Origin of the sequence: Alistipes montrealensis, from assembly GCF_018362775.1 — a bacterium.
In the GTDB taxonomy this organism is placed as follows: domain Bacteria; phylum Bacteroidota; class Bacteroidia; order Bacteroidales; family Rikenellaceae; genus Alistipes; species Alistipes montrealensis.
This window is the reverse complement of record NZ_JAGYXY010000003.1, coordinates 310,608-328,902: the sequence shown is the minus strand read 5'-3', so window position 1 is coordinate 328,902 and position 18,295 is coordinate 310,608. Positions and strand designations below refer to the sequence as shown.

Here is an 18,295-nt window from a genome sequence, read left to right as displayed (position 1 = left end):
ATTTTTTAGGTGCGACTTCCTGTGCTTATTTCCCCGAAGGATAGTGGCGGAATTCGATCATGACCGGATAGTGGTCCGAATGCATGTCGGTAAAGTCGTCGTAAATAATGCCTGAGTAGGTTATTTCGCGCATCACGGCCTGCGAAGCGTAGATGTAGTCGATGCGGCGGCCCGAACCTTCCGGCCACCCGCCGTACACGGTCGGAACCGAACGGTAGAACTGGCTGTGGCGGTCGCGCAGGGCGTCGGAATAACCGCTTCGGAGCACTGTCGTGTGGGTCTGGTAGTAGGTGTTCGCGGGCATCACGTCGGCATCCTTGGGCGAGTAGGAGTTAAAGTCGCCCGACATCAGCCACAGCGGTTCCACCGGGTAGCGGCGGATGGTGCTGTCGAGGATGCAGTTGATCTCCGTATCGCGGTAGGCGTCGCCCGTGCCTGCCGCGCCCTGACCGTTGGGGTAGGTCCCGAACGGGTAGAGGTGCAGCACCACGACGTTGATATCCTTGATACGCAGGTGAAGCGCCCCGTGCCAGAGGGGCACGTCTTCGAGCAGACGGTTACGCAGTTCGATGGGGTACTTCGATGTCAGCCCCACCGGGTAGCCGGTCTCTTTGCACAGGATGGCGTAAGGGTGTCCGTAGCGGTTGGCGAGGGCCGTGAGCGACTCTTCGGTGAATTTGTTGCACTCGCAGAGCGCCATGAAATCGGGGTCCTTCTCCTTGACCCAGGCCACGAAATTGTCGAAGTTCTGGGCTTTGTCGAGCTTCATGCCCTCCAGGATGTTGTAGTTGATGAAACGCAGGGTTTCGGGCTGGACGCTCGTCCCGGGGTCGGTCTTGAGCTCCTCGTCCGGTGCAGCGGGGTCGTCGTCGCAGGCGGGCAGCAGGGCCGCTGCGGCCAGCAGCGTCGCTCCGAAGGCCAGCCGGCGCAGAATCTGTATCATGTCGTATGTTTTCATGTCGTTAGCTGGTTTATTTGTTGTAACGCAGTGCTGCGTAGGAGACGGTGAACGCGTTGGCGACCTGTCCGTTGGCCGCGATCGTCGCCGTGTCGTAGGTCGTTGCCGTGCCGATCTTGTTGCTCACGGGGCGCAGGCGGATCCAGGCCACGCTCTGTCCCAGGATCTCCGTAGGAACCTGCATCCAGACGCTTTTGTCGCCCGAAAGCTGTTCGAGCTGCATGTTGTTCCAGTTGCCTGCATCGGGAACCGTGAAATCCGTGAGTTTCTTCCAGTTGTCGCCGTCGAGCGAATATTCCGCTGTCCAGTAGCGCAGTCCGCCCTGTGCCGAGTGGTAGCGGCAGGTGAAGACGAAGGAGCACTGCGTGGAGCTGACGCCCTGCGTCGAGAATTCGAATAGCAGGGAGTGTCCCGTATTGTTGGCCGGGTCCCACAACTGTTTGTGGCCCCACGAGGCGTTGTTGATGGTCAGTCCGTCCTCCTTGGCGCGGTAGGCGCTGCCGACGGCCAGCCAGGCGTAGGTGCTCATGAACGAGAGACCCGAACCCGTCGTTGCGGCCACGCAGTGGGCTTGTCCCGACGATACGCCCGGATGCGGGTACTGCGGGAACGCATAGGCGCGGGGGTCCTTGCTGCCGTCGGGGCTCCACTCTACGGCCACGGCCGAGAAGACGTTGTCGGCCGATTCGTCCAGTGCGATGTCCTCGCGCGTTACGTTGCGGATCTGGTAACGGCCGATGTCGCCGCCCCGGTCGAAGAAGGTGTAGGGTTCGTGTACGATGACGCCCGTGATCGTGCCTTCGCCGTCGGGCATCTCCTTGAACCGCCAGTCGCAGCCGTGGTTGGTCATCAGGTAGATCATGTCGCCGTGGCGGTCGACTACGGCCGCAGGGTAGTAGCTGTTGAAGCTGTTGGTGTAGTTGATATGCACGGGAATGAAACGTCCGGTTCGTACGGCCATCTGGCAGCGTTTGAGCGTCACCTGGGTGTAGAGGTCTGCGTCGGTCAGTTGGTCGATGAAGCGGCGCTTGGCGGGCAGTTCTTCGGCCGTTCCGGCCTCTTTGGTGACGATGTGGTCCTGTGTAACGCCGCTGAGCGTGTAGCGCTCGGGATTGCTCTGCTTGGTCAGCGTGAGTCCCTTGCACCAGAGTTTAAGTTTGTCGTAACGTTGCAGGTTGTTCTGCTGCGCGTCGGTGGTTAGGAGCGCGAGCCCCAGCGAGCCGTCGGCATTCTGCATGTAGGCCGTACGGTCGTTGATGCCCAGGTCGGGCCGCGTCGCGGCCTTGAGCATGGGACTGCCGGCCATGTTGGGCGAGTTCCGGTCGCTGACGATTACGCCGCTTACGGCGATGTCCTGCCCGATCTCGATCTCGCCTTCCGCATCGGCGATCAGGCCGCGCAGTTCCTCGAAGGTCACCTCGCGGGTCTCCGCCGTACCACCGGGGATACCCTGGTAGGCTGTGAAATCGGTTGTGTGATTTTCGCCCCAGTCATCCCGGAACCGCAGACGAAACCGTACCGCGCGTGGCTCGAAGTTTTTGTTGTCGGCGATCCGGAACCGGAAATATTTGAAATCCTGTGCGTAGCTGACGCTGTCGGCCCACGGCTCGTCGGCCGAATTTTCGCTGTAAGCAACCGACCAGTAGATTTTCTTGGACAGCGGGATATTGGTGTCGATCGCAACGGAGTCGATCGTGCTAACGGCCGAATATTGTGCCGAGATCTTCCTGAACTCCAGGAGCGGCGCCGTGCCGTACTGCATCAGGTAAACCGTGTCGATGACCTGCTGGCGTCCCGAGGAGACGAGGATGGTTCCCTTGCGGGGAAGCGTGTTGTTGGTTCTGTAATTGACGGTGAACGATCCGCCCGTTTCGCCGTTGTCCGCGCCGTCGACCGAGGCCCAGAGTTTGGTGTCGGGGGTGAGCCGTACCTGCCATGGGCCGTTGGCCTCTACTTTGATGGTGCGGGAACCTGCGTCGCTGGCGACGTAGACCGCACTGCTGACGCCCTTTGAACCTATAACCGGCTCAGTATCATCGTCGCCGCACCCCCCCCCGAGCAATAAGGCCGAGGCGGCGAAGGCGCAGATCAGACTGAAGCGCTTTGTACCGAAGTTTTTCATTGTATGTATTGCAGTTAGGATTTAATGGGTCACTTTATCTTTCCGCCCAGGGAAAAGCATCGAAAAAGTATTGGTAGTCGTACCACCGGAGCCGGAAAATGTAAAAATTGTCGATGAATATGCGTGTGTTGCCCGATTCCATGACGTAGTCGCCCGCCATGACCTCCACGCGCGTTTCGCTCGAAAACTTGTTCTTGGGGTGCGAGACGAGGATGAACTCCTGCTGGGAGTTCTCCCACATGGCCGTTTCAAGCTCTTCGGCCGCGGGGTTGATGTAGTTCAGCGTAATGTCTTTCGAGGTCGTACCGTCGAAGAATTCACCGCCTCCGACGACTTTGACCGTCAGTTTGTTGTTGTCCTTCGTGCCGTCGGCCGCAGCGTAGGCTACGGCGTTGAAGCGTACCAGGACCGCCGTGTCCACGCGGATGTCCGGCTTGTAGGGCGTCATCAGGCTGGCGCCGTGTCCGTCGCCGTCACCGAGTTTGACGTATCCGTTTTTGCCGTAGCAGTAGGCCGTGCCCTCCTCTTCGGCGGGATTCGATTCCCAGCCTTTGTCCTTTTGTTCCGCGGTCCAGTTGCTGATCAGCGCCTCTCCCTTGGTCTCCAGCGGGCTGGTTGAACCGTATTTCAGCCAGTCGAAATCCCCTTCGACGCGGGCCGGAAATCCCTGCACGATCGAGATGAAGTCGTTCAGGTATTCGGCTCCGGTGATCAGCGAAATGCAGCCTTTGCGCTCTTCGTACGCACCCGGGTGGGCTTTGATTTCGAGTTTCAGTTCGTCGATTCCCGGGCGGACATTGCGGTTGATTCCGGCGATGCGGATCCAGTCGGGTTCGGTCTCTTCCTCGTCGGTCTCGAAAATCGCTTCGTATTCCACGTTGGCCTTGATGTAAATCTGTGTCACATATCCCGCCGTCGGGTCCGTCTCGGACGCTCGGACGGGCACGTGGAGCGTCCCGGCCGGCAAGTCGAAGTCCGGCGTGGTCGACCATTCGATGTGTTCCCTGCGGGAGAAGTCCTTGTCGTCGTCACAGGCTGTGCCCAGCGATACCGTGCCTGCCAGCAGCAGTACCGCGATCAGCGAGGCGACGCTCCTTTTCGGGATTTTCTGAGATAGAGTTGTTCTCATAGCATTTAGGTTAATTGGTCTGAAAAGATTTGAAGAATTTTTGTTAAATTTCGGACGGATATTGAAAATATTTTCATTACAAAGATAGTCCTTAATAAATTTCGGAAAAGGACGTTGCTTGAAAATGTAAATACTTGTAAATCTTAGTTGCTTTATTATCAGTCTTTTGTATTTTTTTACCCCTATGCGTTATGTAAATGCCGATGTATTCGAATTTTGCTTTTTAATACATTTGTAATGTGCAGGTGGTTTCCGATAATTTGTTTTTGCGCTATTAAAGTGCTATGTTTGCATTAAACCGAAACCTGAAATGAAAATCCTTCCAACCTTCATCGTCTTGTTTTCCGCCTTGTGGACGGCCCCGGTTTCGGGCAATGAAAAGGCCGAATTGCAAGCCCTGTTCCGTCAGCTCGACCATGTGATCGCCCGCAGCGGCGAGTTCACGGCGCGGCGCGAAGCGCGCATCGACTCGCTCAAGCGCGCACTGGCCCGTGACGGGCTTTCGCTGCGCACGCGCTTCGACCTGACCGAGCAGCTCGCCGAAAATTACGGTTCTTACCAGAGCGATTTCGCGCTGCTCTACCTGCGGCGGAGCCTCGCGCTGGCCGAGGAGATCGGCGACAACGACCTGATCATGCGGACCCGCTCCGCGATTGCGCTGTGTTACAGCCTCAGCGGCCGTTTTTACGAGGCCGAGGAGATACTGGGCGGTATCCGCGATACAGTGCATGTCAGCCGCCGGACGTTGCTGGCTTACTACGTCGCCCAGCACCGCAAGAACCGCGAACTCTGCTACCTGACCGAACCGGGTGACCGTCGCGACGTTTTCCGCCGGCGCGAGCATTACTATGCGGTGAATGCGGCAAAAGTCAGCGACGATGTCTATACGGGCCTTTATTATGGGTATATGGATGCGATCCTCCGCGAGGACTGGACCGAAGCCTCGATCCTCTGCGACAGCCTGCTGGCCTCCGTCCCTTCCGATTCCCACGCCTACGCCAAAGCCGCCAACCACAAGGCCCTGCTCGAAGGAAAGGCGGGGCACGCCGACCGGGAACTCGCCTGGTTCGTGCGTTCGGCGCTGGCCGACATCCAGTCTGCCGTGCGTGACCACGGGTCGCTGTGCGCCGTCTCCGAGGAACTCTTCAACCGCGGCGATGTCGACCGGGCGATGAACTATATCCGCGTGGCGATCAGCGATACCCGTTTTTTCAACTCCCCGAGCCGTTCGTGGCGCGATATGGCCATCCTGCCGCAGATCGAAGCGGCTTACAGCGAGCGCAACGCCCGGCTGCACACGATGTACATCGTGCTGATCGTCGTCGTGCTGCTTTTCTTTATTTCCGCGGCCGCCGCGGTGTTTTACGTGTTGTCGCAGAACCGGCGGCTTTATGCCGTGCAGCAGACCCTCCGCATGTCGAACGACAAACTGAACGAGCTGGCCCGGAGCCTGCGCGAGACGAACGGCCGCCTGAGCAGCCAGAACATCCGTATCGCCGATGCCAACCGAATCAAGGAGGTTTATATCGGGGGCTTCCTGCAAACCATCTCGGAGTATATCAATAAACTGTCGGCCACCTATCAGTATGTCAACAAGATGCTGCGCGACGACCGGATCGCGGAACTCCGCCGCGAATATGCCCGCAGCAACGTCCGCAACGACGAACTGAAGGAGTTTTATACGCTTTTCGACGAAACCTTCCTGGGGCTTTTTCCTTCGTTTATCGACGAGATGAACGGCCTGCTGATCGAAGAGGCCCGCACCGAAGGGCGCCACGACGGCGAACTCACCACTGTGCTGCGCATCTATGCGCTGATCCGGCTGGGTATCACCGACACGGCCACTATCGCCGCATTGCTGCACTGTTCGATCCGCACCGTCTACAACTACCGCTCGGTCACCCAGCGCCATGCGCGTCCCGGCATCGGCGATTTCGAGCAGCGCGTGCAACTGATCGGCCTGAACGGAACGACGGACAATACGACTCAAAACCTTACGATATGATCAATCCCAAACTGAAAATCGCCGCGCTGCTGTTGCTGGCCGGCGTTTTTGCCGCGGCTCCTGCGGCTGAGGCCAAACGGCCTGCAAAGAAAAAGGCGCAGACGGTGCGCCTGATGGATTACAACATTGCCGACGGCATGTGGTACGACCAGTATAACAACTACGACCGCTTTGCCAAATGGGTCCGGACGCAGGACCCCGACGTTTTCGCCATCTGCGAGGGGGCTACCCACTGGAACGAGCAGAAGAAGACCGTCAGCAAGGAGCAGATGCCGCGTTACCTGCCCGACAGCCTGCACCTGCTGGCGCAGCGCTGGGGACATCCCTATACTGCAATCGGTCCCTACCAGGACAATTATCCGGTGGCCTTCACCTCGAAATATCCGATCGAAGTGGTGCAGCGCATCGGCGAAGGGCTTTCCCACGGCGCGCTGCATGTGAAGATCAACGGTATCAACTATGTGGTGCTGCATCTCTGGCCCCAGCGCTACTCGATGGGCGACAAAACCCGCAAGGACAACGGGGGTGAAGCGTTCCGCGTCGGGGAGATGCGGCGGATTCTCGAAGCCACGATCCTCAATCCCGAATTTGCCGGTGAGAAACACTGGATGATGATGGGCGATTTCAATTCCCATTCGCCCCTCGACAAACCCTTTCACGGAGTGCGCAACTACGACGTACATAACCTCGTGCGCCTTGCCTATCCCCACGATGTCGTGGGCGACTGGTTCTCCGGCGAATTCGTGCCTTCGACCACGGGCGGCAAAGCGCGCATCGACTTTATCTATTGTACGGATGAAATCTGGGAGGGCGTGAAACATGTCGTGACGGTCTGCGATCCCTTTACCGACAAGGCTTCGGACCACCGCCCGGTCGTCGTGGAGTTTCGTGTACCGAAAAGCGCAAAATAGCGTTGATCCCGACAATTTTAGCATCCCGGCCGTAACAACGACCGGGATATTTTTGTATATTTGTTCTTAGCCCGGGCGCTAAGGCCGGCCGGGAAGCCGTCGCTGGCAAAAAAAGACCAACCAACTAACTTTATTCATGATATGAACATTCCTTCGATTTTTTGGATCGTACCTGCCGCGTCCATCGTCGCCCTGGCTTTCGCCTGGGCGTTTTACCGCCTGATGAAGCGCGAGGACGAGGGTACGGAGCGCATGCGCGAAATTGCCGCGCACGTCCGTAAGGGCGCTATGGCCTACCTGCGGCAACAGTACAAAGTCGTCGGTATCGTCTTCGTGGTGCTGGCGTTGTTTTTTGCCTACCTGGCCTATGGCGCCGGCGTGCAGAACGGCTGGGTTCCCTTCGCTTTCATCACGGGCGGTTTCTTTTCGGGTCTGGCGGGCTACTTCGGCATGAAGACCGCTACTTACGCTTCGGCCCGTACGGCCAACGCCGCACGGCAGTCGCTCGACCGCGGCCTGAAGGTCGCTTTTCGCAGCGGCGCGGTGATGGGACTGGTGGTCGTGGGCCTCGGCCTGCTCGACATTTCGTTCTGGTATCTTATTCTGAACCATTTCGTCGAAGTCGCCGGGCCGCAGAAACTCGTGGTCATCACGACGACGATGCTCACCTTCGGTATGGGAGCTTCGACGCAGGCGCTCTTCGCGCGTGTCGGCGGCGGCATCTACACCAAAGCCGCCGATGTCGGTGCGGACCTCGTCGGTAAGGTTGAGGCCGGTATTCCCGAGGACGACCCGCGCAACCCGGCGACCATCGCCGACAACGTGGGCGACAACGTGGGCGACGTGGCCGGCATGGGCGCCGACCTCTACGAGAGCTATTGCGGCTCGATTCTCGCTACTGCGGCGCTGGGCGCTGCGGCCTTTTCATCGACCGGTTCCGAGGCTTTGCAGATCAAGGCCGTGCTGGCCCCGATGCTGATCGCCGCCGTGGGCATCCTGCTCTCGATCATCGGCATTTTCCTCGTGCGCGCCAAGGAGGGAGCCACGATGCGCGAACTGCTCCGCTCGCTGGGTGTGGGCGTCAATTTCAGCTCGCTGCTGATTGCCGCCGCTACCTTCGGTATCCTCTACCTGCTGGGTGTCGAAAACTGGGTCGGGCTGTCGTTCTCGGTCATCACGGGCCTCGTGGCGGGTATCGTTATCGGCCAGGCCACGGAATACTTTACGTCGCACTCCTATAAACCGACGCAGAAGATCGCCGGAAGTGCCCAGACGGGCCCCGCTACGGTTATCATCGCGGGTATCGGTTCGGGTATGATCTCCACGGCCATTCCCGTCTTGACGATCGGCGTGGCGATCATCCTTGCCTACCTCTGCGCCATTGGTTTCGATGTGCAGAACATGATGGCCCCGCAGAATATGTCGATGGGCCTTTATGGCATCGGTATCGCCGCTGTCGGCATGCTCTCGACGCTGGGCATCACCCTCGCTACCGACGCCTACGGACCGATCGCCGACAATGCGGGCGGTAATGCCGAGATGAGCGGCCTGGGCAAGGAAGTACGCCAGCGCACCGACGCGCTCGACGCGCTGGGCAATACCACGGCCGCCACGGGCAAGGGCTTCGCCATCGGTTCCGCGGCGCTGACAGCCCTTGCACTGCTGGCTTCCTATATCGAAGAAATCCGCATCGGGCTGATCCACAACGGTACGACGATGCTCGAAATGTCCGACGGGTCCATGCGTTTCGTTCAGGACGCTTCGATCCTCGATTTCATGGAGTATTACCGGGTGTCGCTGATGAATCCCACGGTGCTGATCGGTGTTTTCATCGGCGCGATGATGTCGTTCCTCTTTTGCGGTCTGACGATGAACGCCGTAGGCCGCGCCGCCCAGAGTATGGTCGAGGAGGTACGCCGCCAGTTCCGCGAGATCAAAGGCATCCTCACGGGCGAAGGTACGCCCGACTATGCCCGCTGCGTCGAGATTTCGACCCGCGGCGCACAGCGTGAAATGCTGTTCCCGAGCCTGCTGGCCATTGCCGCCCCGATTGTCGTCGGACTGGTTTTCGGCGTGGCGGGCGTAATGGGTCTTCTGGTCGGCGGCCTCAGTTCGGGCTTCGTGCTGGCGGTCTTCATGGCCAATGCCGGAGGCGCCTGGGACAATGCCAAAAAGATGGTCGAAGAGGGCCATTTCGGCGGCAAGGGTTCCGATTGTCATCGGGCTACGGTCGTCGGCGACACCGTCGGCGATCCCTTCAAGGACACTTCGGGTCCGTCGCTCAACATCCTCATCAAGCTGATGTCGATGGTTGCGATCGTGATGGCGGGCCTGACCGTCGCCTTCCATCTGTTCTGATTTTCGATTCTCACGGGCACCTTTCGCCCTGCCTTGTCCGGCCCGAACGGGAAATACCTCTGTATGTCCCGTCCGGGCCGAACTGCGTTAAGCCGAAATCTGCTCCGCGATAATCAAAAATCACGATAGGTGCTTTTACATCTGCGTCGCACTGATCAAAAATAGTGGTGCAAAATCTGCTCTTCCTTAAAATGAATTTTTAATTCTTAATTTTTCATTTTTAATTATTTCTTGCTGGCTCCGCTTTCGAGGATCGAGACGATGGAGTAGAGCGTGAAACAGATGGCTCCGAATCCCGACAATACGCGCGCCGGAACGAAATACTTGGCTTCGAACAGCGCCCCTTCGTAGAGGAATGCGGCGAGGAACAGGCAGGTGAGCGCCGTCAGCACGGGGATGATCGGAATGCGGTTGGCCAGCGGGAAATCGGCGTGCCAGATCTTCGCCAGCAGGATCACCTTGCTCGAAATACTCCAGCAGATCAGCGCCAGTCCGATCAGCACGAACCCCACGAAATTGATCGTTTCGCCCCAGTACAGGAAGATCAGCAGCAGTCCGAGTACGAATGCCAGGCTACCCATCGTCAGCACGAGACCCATCCACTTGCGTTTCTCTTCCATCGAGTAACTCCCGCGGGCCTGCCGGGCAATGCTGGCGACGAGTGCTATGAGCGATGTGCAGACGCAGGCGATGCCGAACATCACGCTGCCCGCAACGATATGGGCCGGCAGCGTTCCCCGCACGTAGAGCAGGATACACCAGATCCAGGCTATGGCGGCTACCGCCGAAACAATGAAAATCAGCAGCGACGATTGCGCCCGCGTGAATCCTGCCGGGTTGACCGAGAAGGTATTGTCGGCGGAGTTTTTCGGAATCAGGCTGAAACGCGTCGACGAGGTTGCCGCCGTAGCCACGCAGGCCGTGATCAGTCCCAGTCCGCAGACGACGTGCCCGGTAACCAGCGCCCCGGACCACTGCGAGGAGATGATGAATGCCCCGCTGACGAGCGTCAGTACGGCGAAGGTGTAACCGATCGCCGGAAAGAGATACTTCGCCGCCGCCGAATACGTGCCGATGATCTGGCGGATGATCGTTGCGGCGGTGCAGTAGAGCGCGATGCAGATCGACCCGAGGTAGAAGACCACGGGGCCTGCCGTCAGGCGTGCCGCATCGGTCCCGGCGGAGAAAATATAGGCTCCGTAAGCGAAGCAGAAAGCGGCCATTGCGAGGGGAATGGCGCGGAAGAGGATACTTATTCCGTGATTCATAGGTTTATGTTTATTCCGACTCCTGCAAATCCCGCACCAACCCGAAATTCCGGTTTAGGCGGAGCTTCCCGGCAGCCGGTATTATCCTCGTCGTGTGCTGTCTGCGGCATTGCCCCGGACCGGCTGTGGTTCGGGAAGGCTCAAATAAATTTGGCATTCCTCTTGCCTTACACTATCTTTGCAACTATGAAAAATATCGTTTTTGACCTCGGCGGGGTTCTTTTTGCCCGCGATAAAAGCAAATGCACCCCTGAACTGCTCGAATTTTTTAGCTTCCTCCGCGCTCCGCGCATGCCTCTTTTCTGGGAGGAATACGACCGCGGCACGTCGACGCTCAGCGAGGTGACCCGGACCATCAGCGGGATGACCGGCCGGTCCTATGAATCCTGCGCCGCCGTCCTGCAACTGGCCGTCGACCTGCAGGAACCCGTGAAGCCGACCGAGAGCCTGGTTCGTGACCTGAAAGCAGCGGGGTATAAGCTCTATGTGCTTTCGAACATGTCGCGCGAATTTATCGATTTCCTGCGCCGCTTCCCGGTCTACGGACTTTTCGACGGCGAAGTAGTCTCCTGCGAGGAACACACCGTAAAACCCGAGCCGCGCATTTACGAGATTCTGCTCGAACGTTACGGCCTCACGCCTTCCGAGACGCTTTTCATCGACGACCGGGAGATGAACATCGAAGCCGCCGCCGCTCAGGGCATCCGCGGTTTCGTCTTCGACCACCACGATCCTGCCGCAGCGTGCGACGAACTTCGCCGCCGCCTGCTCTAACTGCGACTACTCTGTAAATAAAAAAGAGACCGATGTAAATCGGTCTCTTTTTTATTTGGTCTGCGTGTTGCCGGTTAGAACACCACGCGTACGCCCAGCTGCATGTGCCAGCGCGAGAAGATGTCGCTCGGAATGTTCTCCTGACCCTTGTACTGATAGGTCGGGGTAGCGTTGCCGTTGGCGTCCTTGTCGATCTTGGCGACGGTAACCGGGGAGAGGTTCCACGCGTCGGTGTAGGAAGCACCCCACGAGCGGCAGAGCATGTTGCCGAAGTTGATGATGTCGAGCGTAACCTGGAGTTTGCGGCCGCTCATGGCTCCGAAGTAGAAGTCCTGAGCGAAGTGCAGGTCGAGGTGGTGCTCGAACGGCGACTGGAACTGGTTGCGCTTGGTGAACTTGCCGCGGGTGTCGCGCAGGTCCTTATCGCCCTCGATCCATGCTTCCATATTCTTCTTCTGGGTAGCTACGTCGACTTTGACCTTCGTTTTGTCCTTTTCGTCCATGATGTCCGTGAACTTCATGGCCTCCAGTTCGGCCGTTGTCGGGATATACATCAGCGAGTTGCCGCGGTAGGTGTCGCCGTTGAAGTCCGTATTGTCGTTGTAGGCGAGCGAGTAACGCTGTCCCGAGTAGCCCTGGTAGATCAGCGAGATCGTCGAGCCGAAGAACCGTGCGTAACGCTTCGTGTAGCTTACCTGTGCCGTCACGCGGTGGGGAATGTCGAAGAACGACCAGGCCAGTTCGGGCGAGTTGGTGCGCAGTGCGAAGTTCTTGCCCCAGTTGCTGGCGGCCTGCGACGACATACCGTCGTTGATAGCCTTCGTGCGGCCGTAGGTGTAAAACGCCATCAGGTCCAAACCGAAGTCGAAATGCTTCTGCATGCTTACGCTCAGCGAGTAGGAGTAGCCCTTGTTGCTGTTGGTCAGCGAATAGATGCCGTAATAATCCTGATAGCCCGGGGAGTCGTAGTAGGTCGTCGTGTTGGCTGCGTTGGAATTGGCCTCGTTGACTGCGTAAACCTTCTTGCCGTTGTCCTCGGCTACGAGGTTCTGGTAGTAGATGTTGTTGAACGTTTTGGAGATGAGGGCCTCGAAACTTCCCCTCCAGCCTGCGCCGAAGTTGTGCTCCAGGGCGAGGTTGGCGCGGAACACCTGCGGGTATTTGAAATCCTTCGAGGTCACGTTCACCTCGGGGTTCGATCCGGCTCCCGATGTGTTGGGACCCGAACCGAATCCCGGGATTCCGGTGTTTTTGATCGTCGAACTGAGCATCTCGACGCCCGTGTTGGTGAAGCTGTTCGAAATCCAGACGAACGGCACGCGGCCCGTGAAGATGCCGACGCCACCACGCAGAAGCGTGTTGTGGTTCTCGTCGAGGAACCAGCGGAAGCCCAGACGGGGCGACCAGAGCACCTTAGTTGCCGGAGTTTCGCCCGTGCGCACGTCGTGCTTCTGCGAGAACTCGCTGCGGTTGAATTCGACGTTGGTAGTGGGCTGGGTGAAGAACACCGGCAGGTCGATACGCAGGCCGTAGGTCAGCGTGAAGTTCTTCGATGCGCGCCACTCGTCCTGGGCGTAGAGGCCGAACTGTCCGGCCTTGAAGCTCGGGCCCCATACCGGGGTTCCGGTCAGCTTCTCGTCGGAGTAGTTGTAGGTGTACTGCGAAGCCTTGTCGTTCATGAAATCGTCCACCGAGTTGAAGGTCCACGTACCCGTCGAGTTACGCATGAAGAGATTATACATGTTGTAAATCTCGTTGTGCGTACCTACCGTGATGGCGTGCTTGCCGCTGTAGAAGGTCAGGTTGTCGGTGAAGGTGTAGATATCCTGGTTCAGGCGGTTGGCGCCCGAGTAGGCCTCCGTACCGATATTGATCGTCGTGTTGTTGTCGTCGCCGGCGTTCTTGATGATGGCCAGCGGAGCGCCGACGGCCGACGGGTCACGGTAGTCGCGAACCATCGTCCAGCCGAAACGCAGCTCGTTGGAGATGTTCTCCGACAGGCGCGAGTTCAACTCGGCGACCAGCGAGTGGGTGCGGTTGACCTGCTTGTAACCTGCACTTCCGAAGTTGAAGGTGTTCGAGTAGTTGGCGAATTTGTCCTTGCTGGCGTCGAGGAAGTTGTAACGCACCGAGAGGTTGTTGTTGGCGTTGATGTTCCAGTCCACGCGGGCCAGCACCGAACCCGACTTGGTGTCGATGTCGCGCTGTCCGTAACCTCCGGCGTCCATGCCGGTGTACTCCTTGTACTTGTTTGCCAGTTGCTCGGCGAGGTCTTTGCTGACGTGGGCGCCCGAATAACCGACGTAATAGGACGAAGGGTAGGTCTCTTTCGAGTATTCGCCGCTGACGAAGAAGAAGAGCTTGTCCTTGATGATCGGACCGCCGATCGTGGCGCCGTAAATCTGGGTCGACTGCTCCGAGAGGCTCTCGCGTTTCTTAACGTCCTTGCCCGGGGTCGTGCCGTAGAACCCTTCGTTGTTATAATAGGTGTAGGCCGATCCTTTGAACTGGTTGGTTCCCGACTTGGTCACGGCGTTGATACCGCCGCCCGTGAAACCGCTCTGGCGTACGTCGAACGGAGCCACTACGACCTGAATCTCCTCGATGGCGTCGAGCGAAATGGGGTTTGCGCCGGTCTGTCCGCCGTTGGTTCCCGTCGAGGTCAGGCCGAATACGTCGTTGCTGACGATACCGTCGATCTGGAACGAGTTGTAACGGTTGCTGCCTCCTCCGAGCGAAACGCCGCCGCCTTTGGGCGACGAAGCCTGCGGGGTGAGTTTGGCTACGTCGTAAATGCTGCGGCTGATGGTCGGCACGGTAGCGATCACGGCGCTGTTGAAGTTCTGCGCTGCGCCCGTTTTGTTCGAGTTGAACTGGTTGGCTACGCCGCTTACAACGACTGCTTCGAGTTCCTGGCTGTCCTTCAGTTTGGCATCGCGCGTCAGATACTCACCGAGCTGGAGGCTGATGCCCGTAAACTCGACGGTCTGGTAGCCGACGAACGAAAAAGTCACGGTGTACGGGCCTCCGGTACGCATACCCTGGAGGTTGTAGCGTCCGTCTTTGTTCGTTACGGCGCCGTACTGCGTTCCCGAAGGGGTATGTACGGCAATGACCGTGGCGCCGGCGAGCGGTGCTCCGTTCTGGTCGGTTACCGTACCGTTCATTCCCGAAGTCGTCACCTGGGCGTTGGCTGCGCAGAAGGCGAAGACCGTGAGCATGAGAAGGAAAAGTTTCTTCATAGACTTTGAATTTGGTTAATAAAAGAAAATTTTTGAGTTTTTTCGGTGTAAATATATTGTCAATCTTTGTATTTAGGAGTGCCGGACCTCGAATTTAACCGTATTGTCAAAAACCGCGAGGGACGCTCCTTCGGCAGGAACATCCCTCGTTATTCATGATATATGCCCTATATGCGGCTTTCGCCAATGGAAGGTATTCATTTTTGTAGTTTTCGTATAAACGATTTCGACCATAATTTCCATGGGGCAAATATATATCAAATATTTGTGCGCCGCAATAGAACACTGAAATTTTTTAGTTGACAATGTTTCAACATTTTGGAGAATCCGTCCCGGGGCTTGCGGCACGTTCCTTGCGCGGGGCTGCGGTATGCTTTCTGTACGGGAAAAATATTGGCGATATTCGCTTTTCATACTCATTGCAGGGTTGGGCGTCACGATTTTCATCGAGATGACCCCGTTTCTGGGCGGCCTGCTCGGGGCTGTTACGATCTACGTGCTGCTGCGGCGCCAGATGTGGTTCCTGTGCGAGCGGCGGCGGTGGCGGCGGAGCCTTGCAGCCTCGATGCTGCTCGGCGAAGCGATTTTCTTTTTTCTCATTCCGATCAGTTTGATCGCCTGGATGATCGTCGACAAAATCCAGGGCGCAGCGCTCGAGCCCCAGTCGATCCTTACGCCCGTCAGGCATGTTGCCGACCTTATCCAGCATAAAATCGGTTACGACCTCTGGTCCGAGAGCAACCAGCGTGCGCTGCTGAGCTATATCCCCCAGGCCGGGCAGTGGCTCGTAGGCGGCATTATGGATTTCGCCGTCAACCTCGTCGTGCTGTTGTTCGTGCTCTATTTCATGCTTATCGGGGGGCTGCGCATGGAGGCCTATTGCCGCGAAATCCTGCCGTTCGACCGCCGCGTAGCACGCAGTGTGATGCGTGAAATCCACATGATCGTCCGTTCGAACGCTATCGTCATTCCGCTGCTGGCCGTGTCGCAGGGTGTCGTGGCCTATATCGGTTACCTGGCTTTCGGGGTTCCCGCGCCGTTGTTTTGGGGCGTGCTGACCTGCTTCGCGACGATCCTGCCCATCATCGGCACAGCCCTCGTGTGGCTGCCGCTCGCAGCCTATATGGCCCTCGACGGCAACTGGGGGCAGGCCGTGGGGCTGGTGATGTACGGCACGCTGGTGATCACGCAGGTCGATAACCTCGTGCGCATGGTCATGCAAAAGAAGATGGCCGACACGCATCCGCTCATCACGATCTTCGGGGTCTTCATCGGCCTTTCGCTGTTCGGATTCATGGGCGTAATCTTCGGTCCGCTGATGCTGGCGATGTTCGTTTTCTGTGTCAATGTCTTTAAACGCAAGTACCTCGACGGGCTTCCCGACCAGGAGTTGTTCGTGCCCGGCCGTAAATCCGGCGGTTGATTGTTCGATATTTCGACTCTTTTTACAGAAAGTAACCGGATGCGGTGCTTTTCCTGAAAATTCCCTGCAAAATAGTTGTATATTTGTGAGGGTTTATTACCTTTGTTATTGGAATAACAATAGATTCATGCCAAAGAACCCTTAAATTGATATTACAAAATGGCGAGAAATCTCAAAATCAGAGACCTTACGTTGCGTGACGGCCAGCAGTCGTCCTTTGCAACGCGTATGAACCAGGAGCAGATCGACCGCTGCCTGCCGTTCTACAAAGATGCCAATTTCTATGCGATGGAGGTGTGGGGCGGCGCAGTGCCCGACTCGGTGATGCGTTACCTGAACGAGAATCCGTGGACGCGCCTCGAAACGATCTACAAAGCAGTCGGCAATGTCTCGAAACTGACGGCCCTTTCACGCGGCCGCAACCTGTTCGGCTATGCGCCTTACACGGATGAAATCATCGACGGCTTCTGCCGCAACTCGATCCAGAGCGGTCTGGGCATCATGCGTATCTTCGACGCCCTGAACGACGTGAACAACGTGAAGTCGACCATCAAATACGTCAAGCAGTACGGCGGCATCGCCGATTGTGCGGTCTGCTATACCGTGGACCCGAAATATCCCGAACTGGGCTTCTGGGCCCGCCTGACGGGCAAGTCGAATCCCAAGCCGGTCTTCACCGACGCTTATTTCCTCGACAAGGCCAAGCAGATGGCTGCGCTGGGCGCCGATATGATCACCATCAAGGACATGTCGGGCCTCATCCCGCCGCGCCGCGTGGCTACGCTCGTGCGCCTGCTGAAAAAGAACATTTCGATTCCCGTCGATTTCCACACCCATTGCACCCCGGGCTACGGACTGGCGTCGGTGCTTTCGGCCATTATCGCCGGCGCCGACATCGTGGACACCAACTGCTGGTACTTCGCCGAGGGCACGGGAGCCCCAGCCATCGAGCTGATCCATGTTTTCTGCAAGAAACTGGGTATCGATACGGGCGTGAACATGGAGGCTGTCGCCAAGATCAATACCCAGTTGCGCGACATCCGCAGGGAACTGAACCTGTCGGTCTTCGGCGCCGACAAACCCGAACCGAAGGCGTTCAACCCGTTGACCGATACGCTGCCCGCCGAGATCGACGCCTTGTTCGACAAGGCGATCGCCTCCGCACAGCGCGACGACGAGGCCGCTACGATCGACGCCTGCCGCAGGATCGAGGCCTACTTCGGCTTCCCGGCCCCGAACGAACTGGTCCAGAAGGCTGAAATCCCGGGCGGTATGTATTCGAACATGGTCGCCCAGCTCAAGCAGCTCAAGGCCGAGGAAATCCTGCCCCGCGCCATGGAGTTGATTCCTTCGGTGCGCCTGGCCGCAGGCCTGCCGCCGCTGGTGACGCCCACCTCGCAGATCGTGGGAGCCCAGGCCGTCAACTGCGCCCTCGACGAGAAGGCCGGACGCCCGATGTACACCAACAAGTCGTCGCAGTTCGTCGGCCTGGTGAAGGGCGAATACGGCAAGACCCCGGTGCAGATCGACCCCGAATTCCGTTTCAAGATTTGCGGCGTGCGCGAGGAGACTCCCTACGACACTTCGAAATACCAGATGCAGCCCAATCCCGAACTGCCCGAGGCCGGAGGCGTGAAGCTTGCCGCCAACGAAAAGGAGGTGCTGCTGCTGGAACTCTTCCCGGCGGTTGCCAAAACGTTCCTCACCGATATGAAGGTGAAGGCATACGAGGCTTCGAAACCTGCCGAACCCGCGGTCAAAGCCGAGGAGAAGCCGGTCGAAGAGGCGAAGGCCGTGATTACGGGCAATACCGTGACGGCTCCGCTGCCGGGCCGTGTCATCGAGCTCAAGGTGAACGTCGGCGATCCGGTCAAGGCCGGCGATGAAGTTGCCATCCTCGAAGCGATGAAGATGGAGAATGCCATTACGACCGATTTTGCCGGTACGGTAAAACAGATACTGGTTCGTCCGGGACAGACCGTCGCTACCGACGCTGTCCTGATGGAGATCGAATAGCTCGATACATCGCTTCCGAATCCGATTCCGTCCGCAGCGCCTGAATGTGTTGCGGACGGAACTTTTTATTCGGAGGTGTGGCATCGATC

General features: G+C 58.0%; 11 protein-coding genes. 6 read left to right on the top strand and 5 right to left on the bottom strand.

All coding sequences use genetic code 11. The features are described 5' to 3' along the window. Nucleotides 1-25 precede the first annotated feature (25 nt). From KG007_RS07520 to KG007_RS07510, 3 genes are read right to left on the bottom strand one after another with little or no spacing between them, the layout of a single operon-like run. A complete protein-coding gene (locus KG007_RS07520; RefSeq protein WP_213347947.1) occupies nt 26-958 on the bottom strand; it encodes an endonuclease/exonuclease/phosphatase family protein in 933 nt (310 codons plus the stop codon). 13 nt (nt 959-971) lie between these two features. Continuing rightward, the gene (locus KG007_RS07515) at nt 972-3,080 is read right to left on the bottom strand and encodes a DUF5689 domain-containing protein (RefSeq protein ID WP_213347945.1); all 2,109 of its coding nucleotides are present in this window, start codon (nt 3,078-3,080) and stop codon (nt 972-974) included. 34 nt (nt 3,081-3,114) lie between these two features. Further along, nucleotides 3,115-4,209, bottom strand: coding sequence for a hypothetical protein (locus tag KG007_RS07510; RefSeq protein WP_213347943.1), 1,095 nt, complete (start codon nt 4,207-4,209; stop codon nt 3,115-3,117). 310 nt (nt 4,210-4,519) lie between these two features. Between KG007_RS07510 and KG007_RS07505 the strand changes: the two genes are divergently transcribed. The 3 genes from KG007_RS07505 to KG007_RS07495 all read left to right on the top strand — a co-directional run bounded on the left by KG007_RS07505 (nt 4,520) and on the right by KG007_RS07495 (nt 9,483). After that, nucleotides 4,520-6,214 carry a DUF6377 domain-containing protein gene (locus tag KG007_RS07505; protein ID WP_213347941.1) on the top strand — a complete coding sequence of 565 codons (1,695 nt, stop codon included), beginning with the start codon at nt 4,520-4,522 and terminating at the stop codon, nt 6,212-6,214. Beyond that, nucleotides 6,211-7,125, top strand: coding sequence for an endonuclease/exonuclease/phosphatase family protein (locus tag KG007_RS07500; protein ID WP_195460665.1), 915 nt, complete (start codon nt 6,211-6,213; stop codon nt 7,123-7,125). The genes KG007_RS07505 and KG007_RS07500 overlap by 4 nt, the downstream gene beginning before the upstream one ends. Before the next feature lie 141 nt (nt 7,126-7,266). Continuing rightward, nucleotides 7,267-9,483: a sodium-translocating pyrophosphatase gene (locus KG007_RS07495; RefSeq protein WP_213347939.1), complete on the top strand. Its 2,217-nt coding sequence runs from the start codon at nt 7,267-7,269 to the stop codon at nt 9,481-9,483. Nucleotides 9,484-9,707: 224 nt separating this feature from the next. Here KG007_RS07495 and KG007_RS07490 read toward each other — a convergent pair whose 3' ends face one another. After that, nucleotides 9,708-10,751: a DUF2776 family protein gene (locus tag KG007_RS07490; protein ID WP_195460662.1), complete on the bottom strand. Its 1,044-nt coding sequence runs from the start codon at nt 10,749-10,751 to the stop codon at nt 9,708-9,710. Between the two features lie 186 nt (nt 10,752-10,937). Here KG007_RS07490 and KG007_RS07485 point away from each other — a divergent pair, with 186 nt between their 5' ends. Next, nucleotides 10,938-11,525, top strand: coding sequence for an HAD family hydrolase (locus tag KG007_RS07485; protein WP_213347937.1), 588 nt, complete (start codon nt 10,938-10,940; stop codon nt 11,523-11,525). A gap of 74 nt (nt 11,526-11,599) precedes the next feature. Here KG007_RS07485 and KG007_RS07480 read toward each other — a convergent pair whose 3' ends face one another. Beyond that, entirely contained in the window at nt 11,600-14,767 is a 3,168-nt protein-coding gene (locus KG007_RS07480; protein WP_213347935.1) for a TonB-dependent receptor, read from the bottom strand. Nucleotides 14,768-15,137: 370 nt separating this feature from the next. Between KG007_RS07480 and KG007_RS07475 the strand changes: the two genes are divergently transcribed. Together KG007_RS07475 and KG007_RS07470 are read left to right on the top strand one after the other, a co-directional pair. Further along, nucleotides 15,138-16,190, top strand: coding sequence for an AI-2E family transporter (locus tag KG007_RS07475; RefSeq protein WP_195460656.1), 1,053 nt, complete (start codon nt 15,138-15,140; stop codon nt 16,188-16,190). A gap of 159 nt (nt 16,191-16,349) precedes the next feature. Next, on the top strand, nt 16,350-18,206 hold the full coding sequence (locus KG007_RS07470) for a biotin/lipoyl-containing protein (protein WP_213347933.1): 1,857 nt from the start codon (nt 16,350-16,352) through the stop codon (nt 18,204-18,206). Nucleotides 18,207-18,295: the final 89 nt, after the last annotated feature.

Excerpts from the sequence above, each read along its gene's own strand:
- KG007_RS07520 (WP_213347947.1), bottom strand. The coding sequence starts at position 958 with ATGAAAACATACGACATGATACAGATTCTGCGCCGGCTGGCCTTCGGA.
- KG007_RS07515 (WP_213347945.1), bottom strand. The coding sequence starts at position 3,080 with ATGAAAAACTTCGGTACAAAGCGCTTCAGTCTGATCTGCGCCTTCGCC.
- KG007_RS07510 (WP_213347943.1), bottom strand. The coding sequence starts at position 4,209 with ATGAGAACAACTCTATCTCAGAAAATCCCGAAAAGGAGCGTCGCCTCG.
- KG007_RS07505 (WP_213347941.1), top strand. The coding sequence starts at position 4,520 with ATGAAAATCCTTCCAACCTTCATCGTCTTGTTTTCCGCCTTGTGGACG.
- KG007_RS07500 (WP_195460665.1), top strand. The coding sequence starts at position 6,211 with ATGATCAATCCCAAACTGAAAATCGCCGCGCTGCTGTTGCTGGCCGGC.
- KG007_RS07495 (WP_213347939.1), top strand. The coding sequence starts at position 7,267 with ATGAACATTCCTTCGATTTTTTGGATCGTACCTGCCGCGTCCATCGTC.
- KG007_RS07490 (WP_195460662.1), bottom strand. The coding sequence starts at position 10,751 with ATGAATCACGGAATAAGTATCCTCTTCCGCGCCATTCCCCTCGCAATG.
- KG007_RS07485 (WP_213347937.1), top strand. The coding sequence starts at position 10,938 with ATGAAAAATATCGTTTTTGACCTCGGCGGGGTTCTTTTTGCCCGCGAT.
- KG007_RS07480 (WP_213347935.1), bottom strand. The coding sequence starts at position 14,767 with ATGAAGAAACTTTTCCTTCTCATGCTCACGGTCTTCGCCTTCTGCGCA.
- KG007_RS07475 (WP_195460656.1), top strand. The coding sequence starts at position 15,138 with ATGCTTTCTGTACGGGAAAAATATTGGCGATATTCGCTTTTCATACTC.
- KG007_RS07470 (WP_213347933.1), top strand. The coding sequence starts at position 16,350 with ATGGCGAGAAATCTCAAAATCAGAGACCTTACGTTGCGTGACGGCCAG.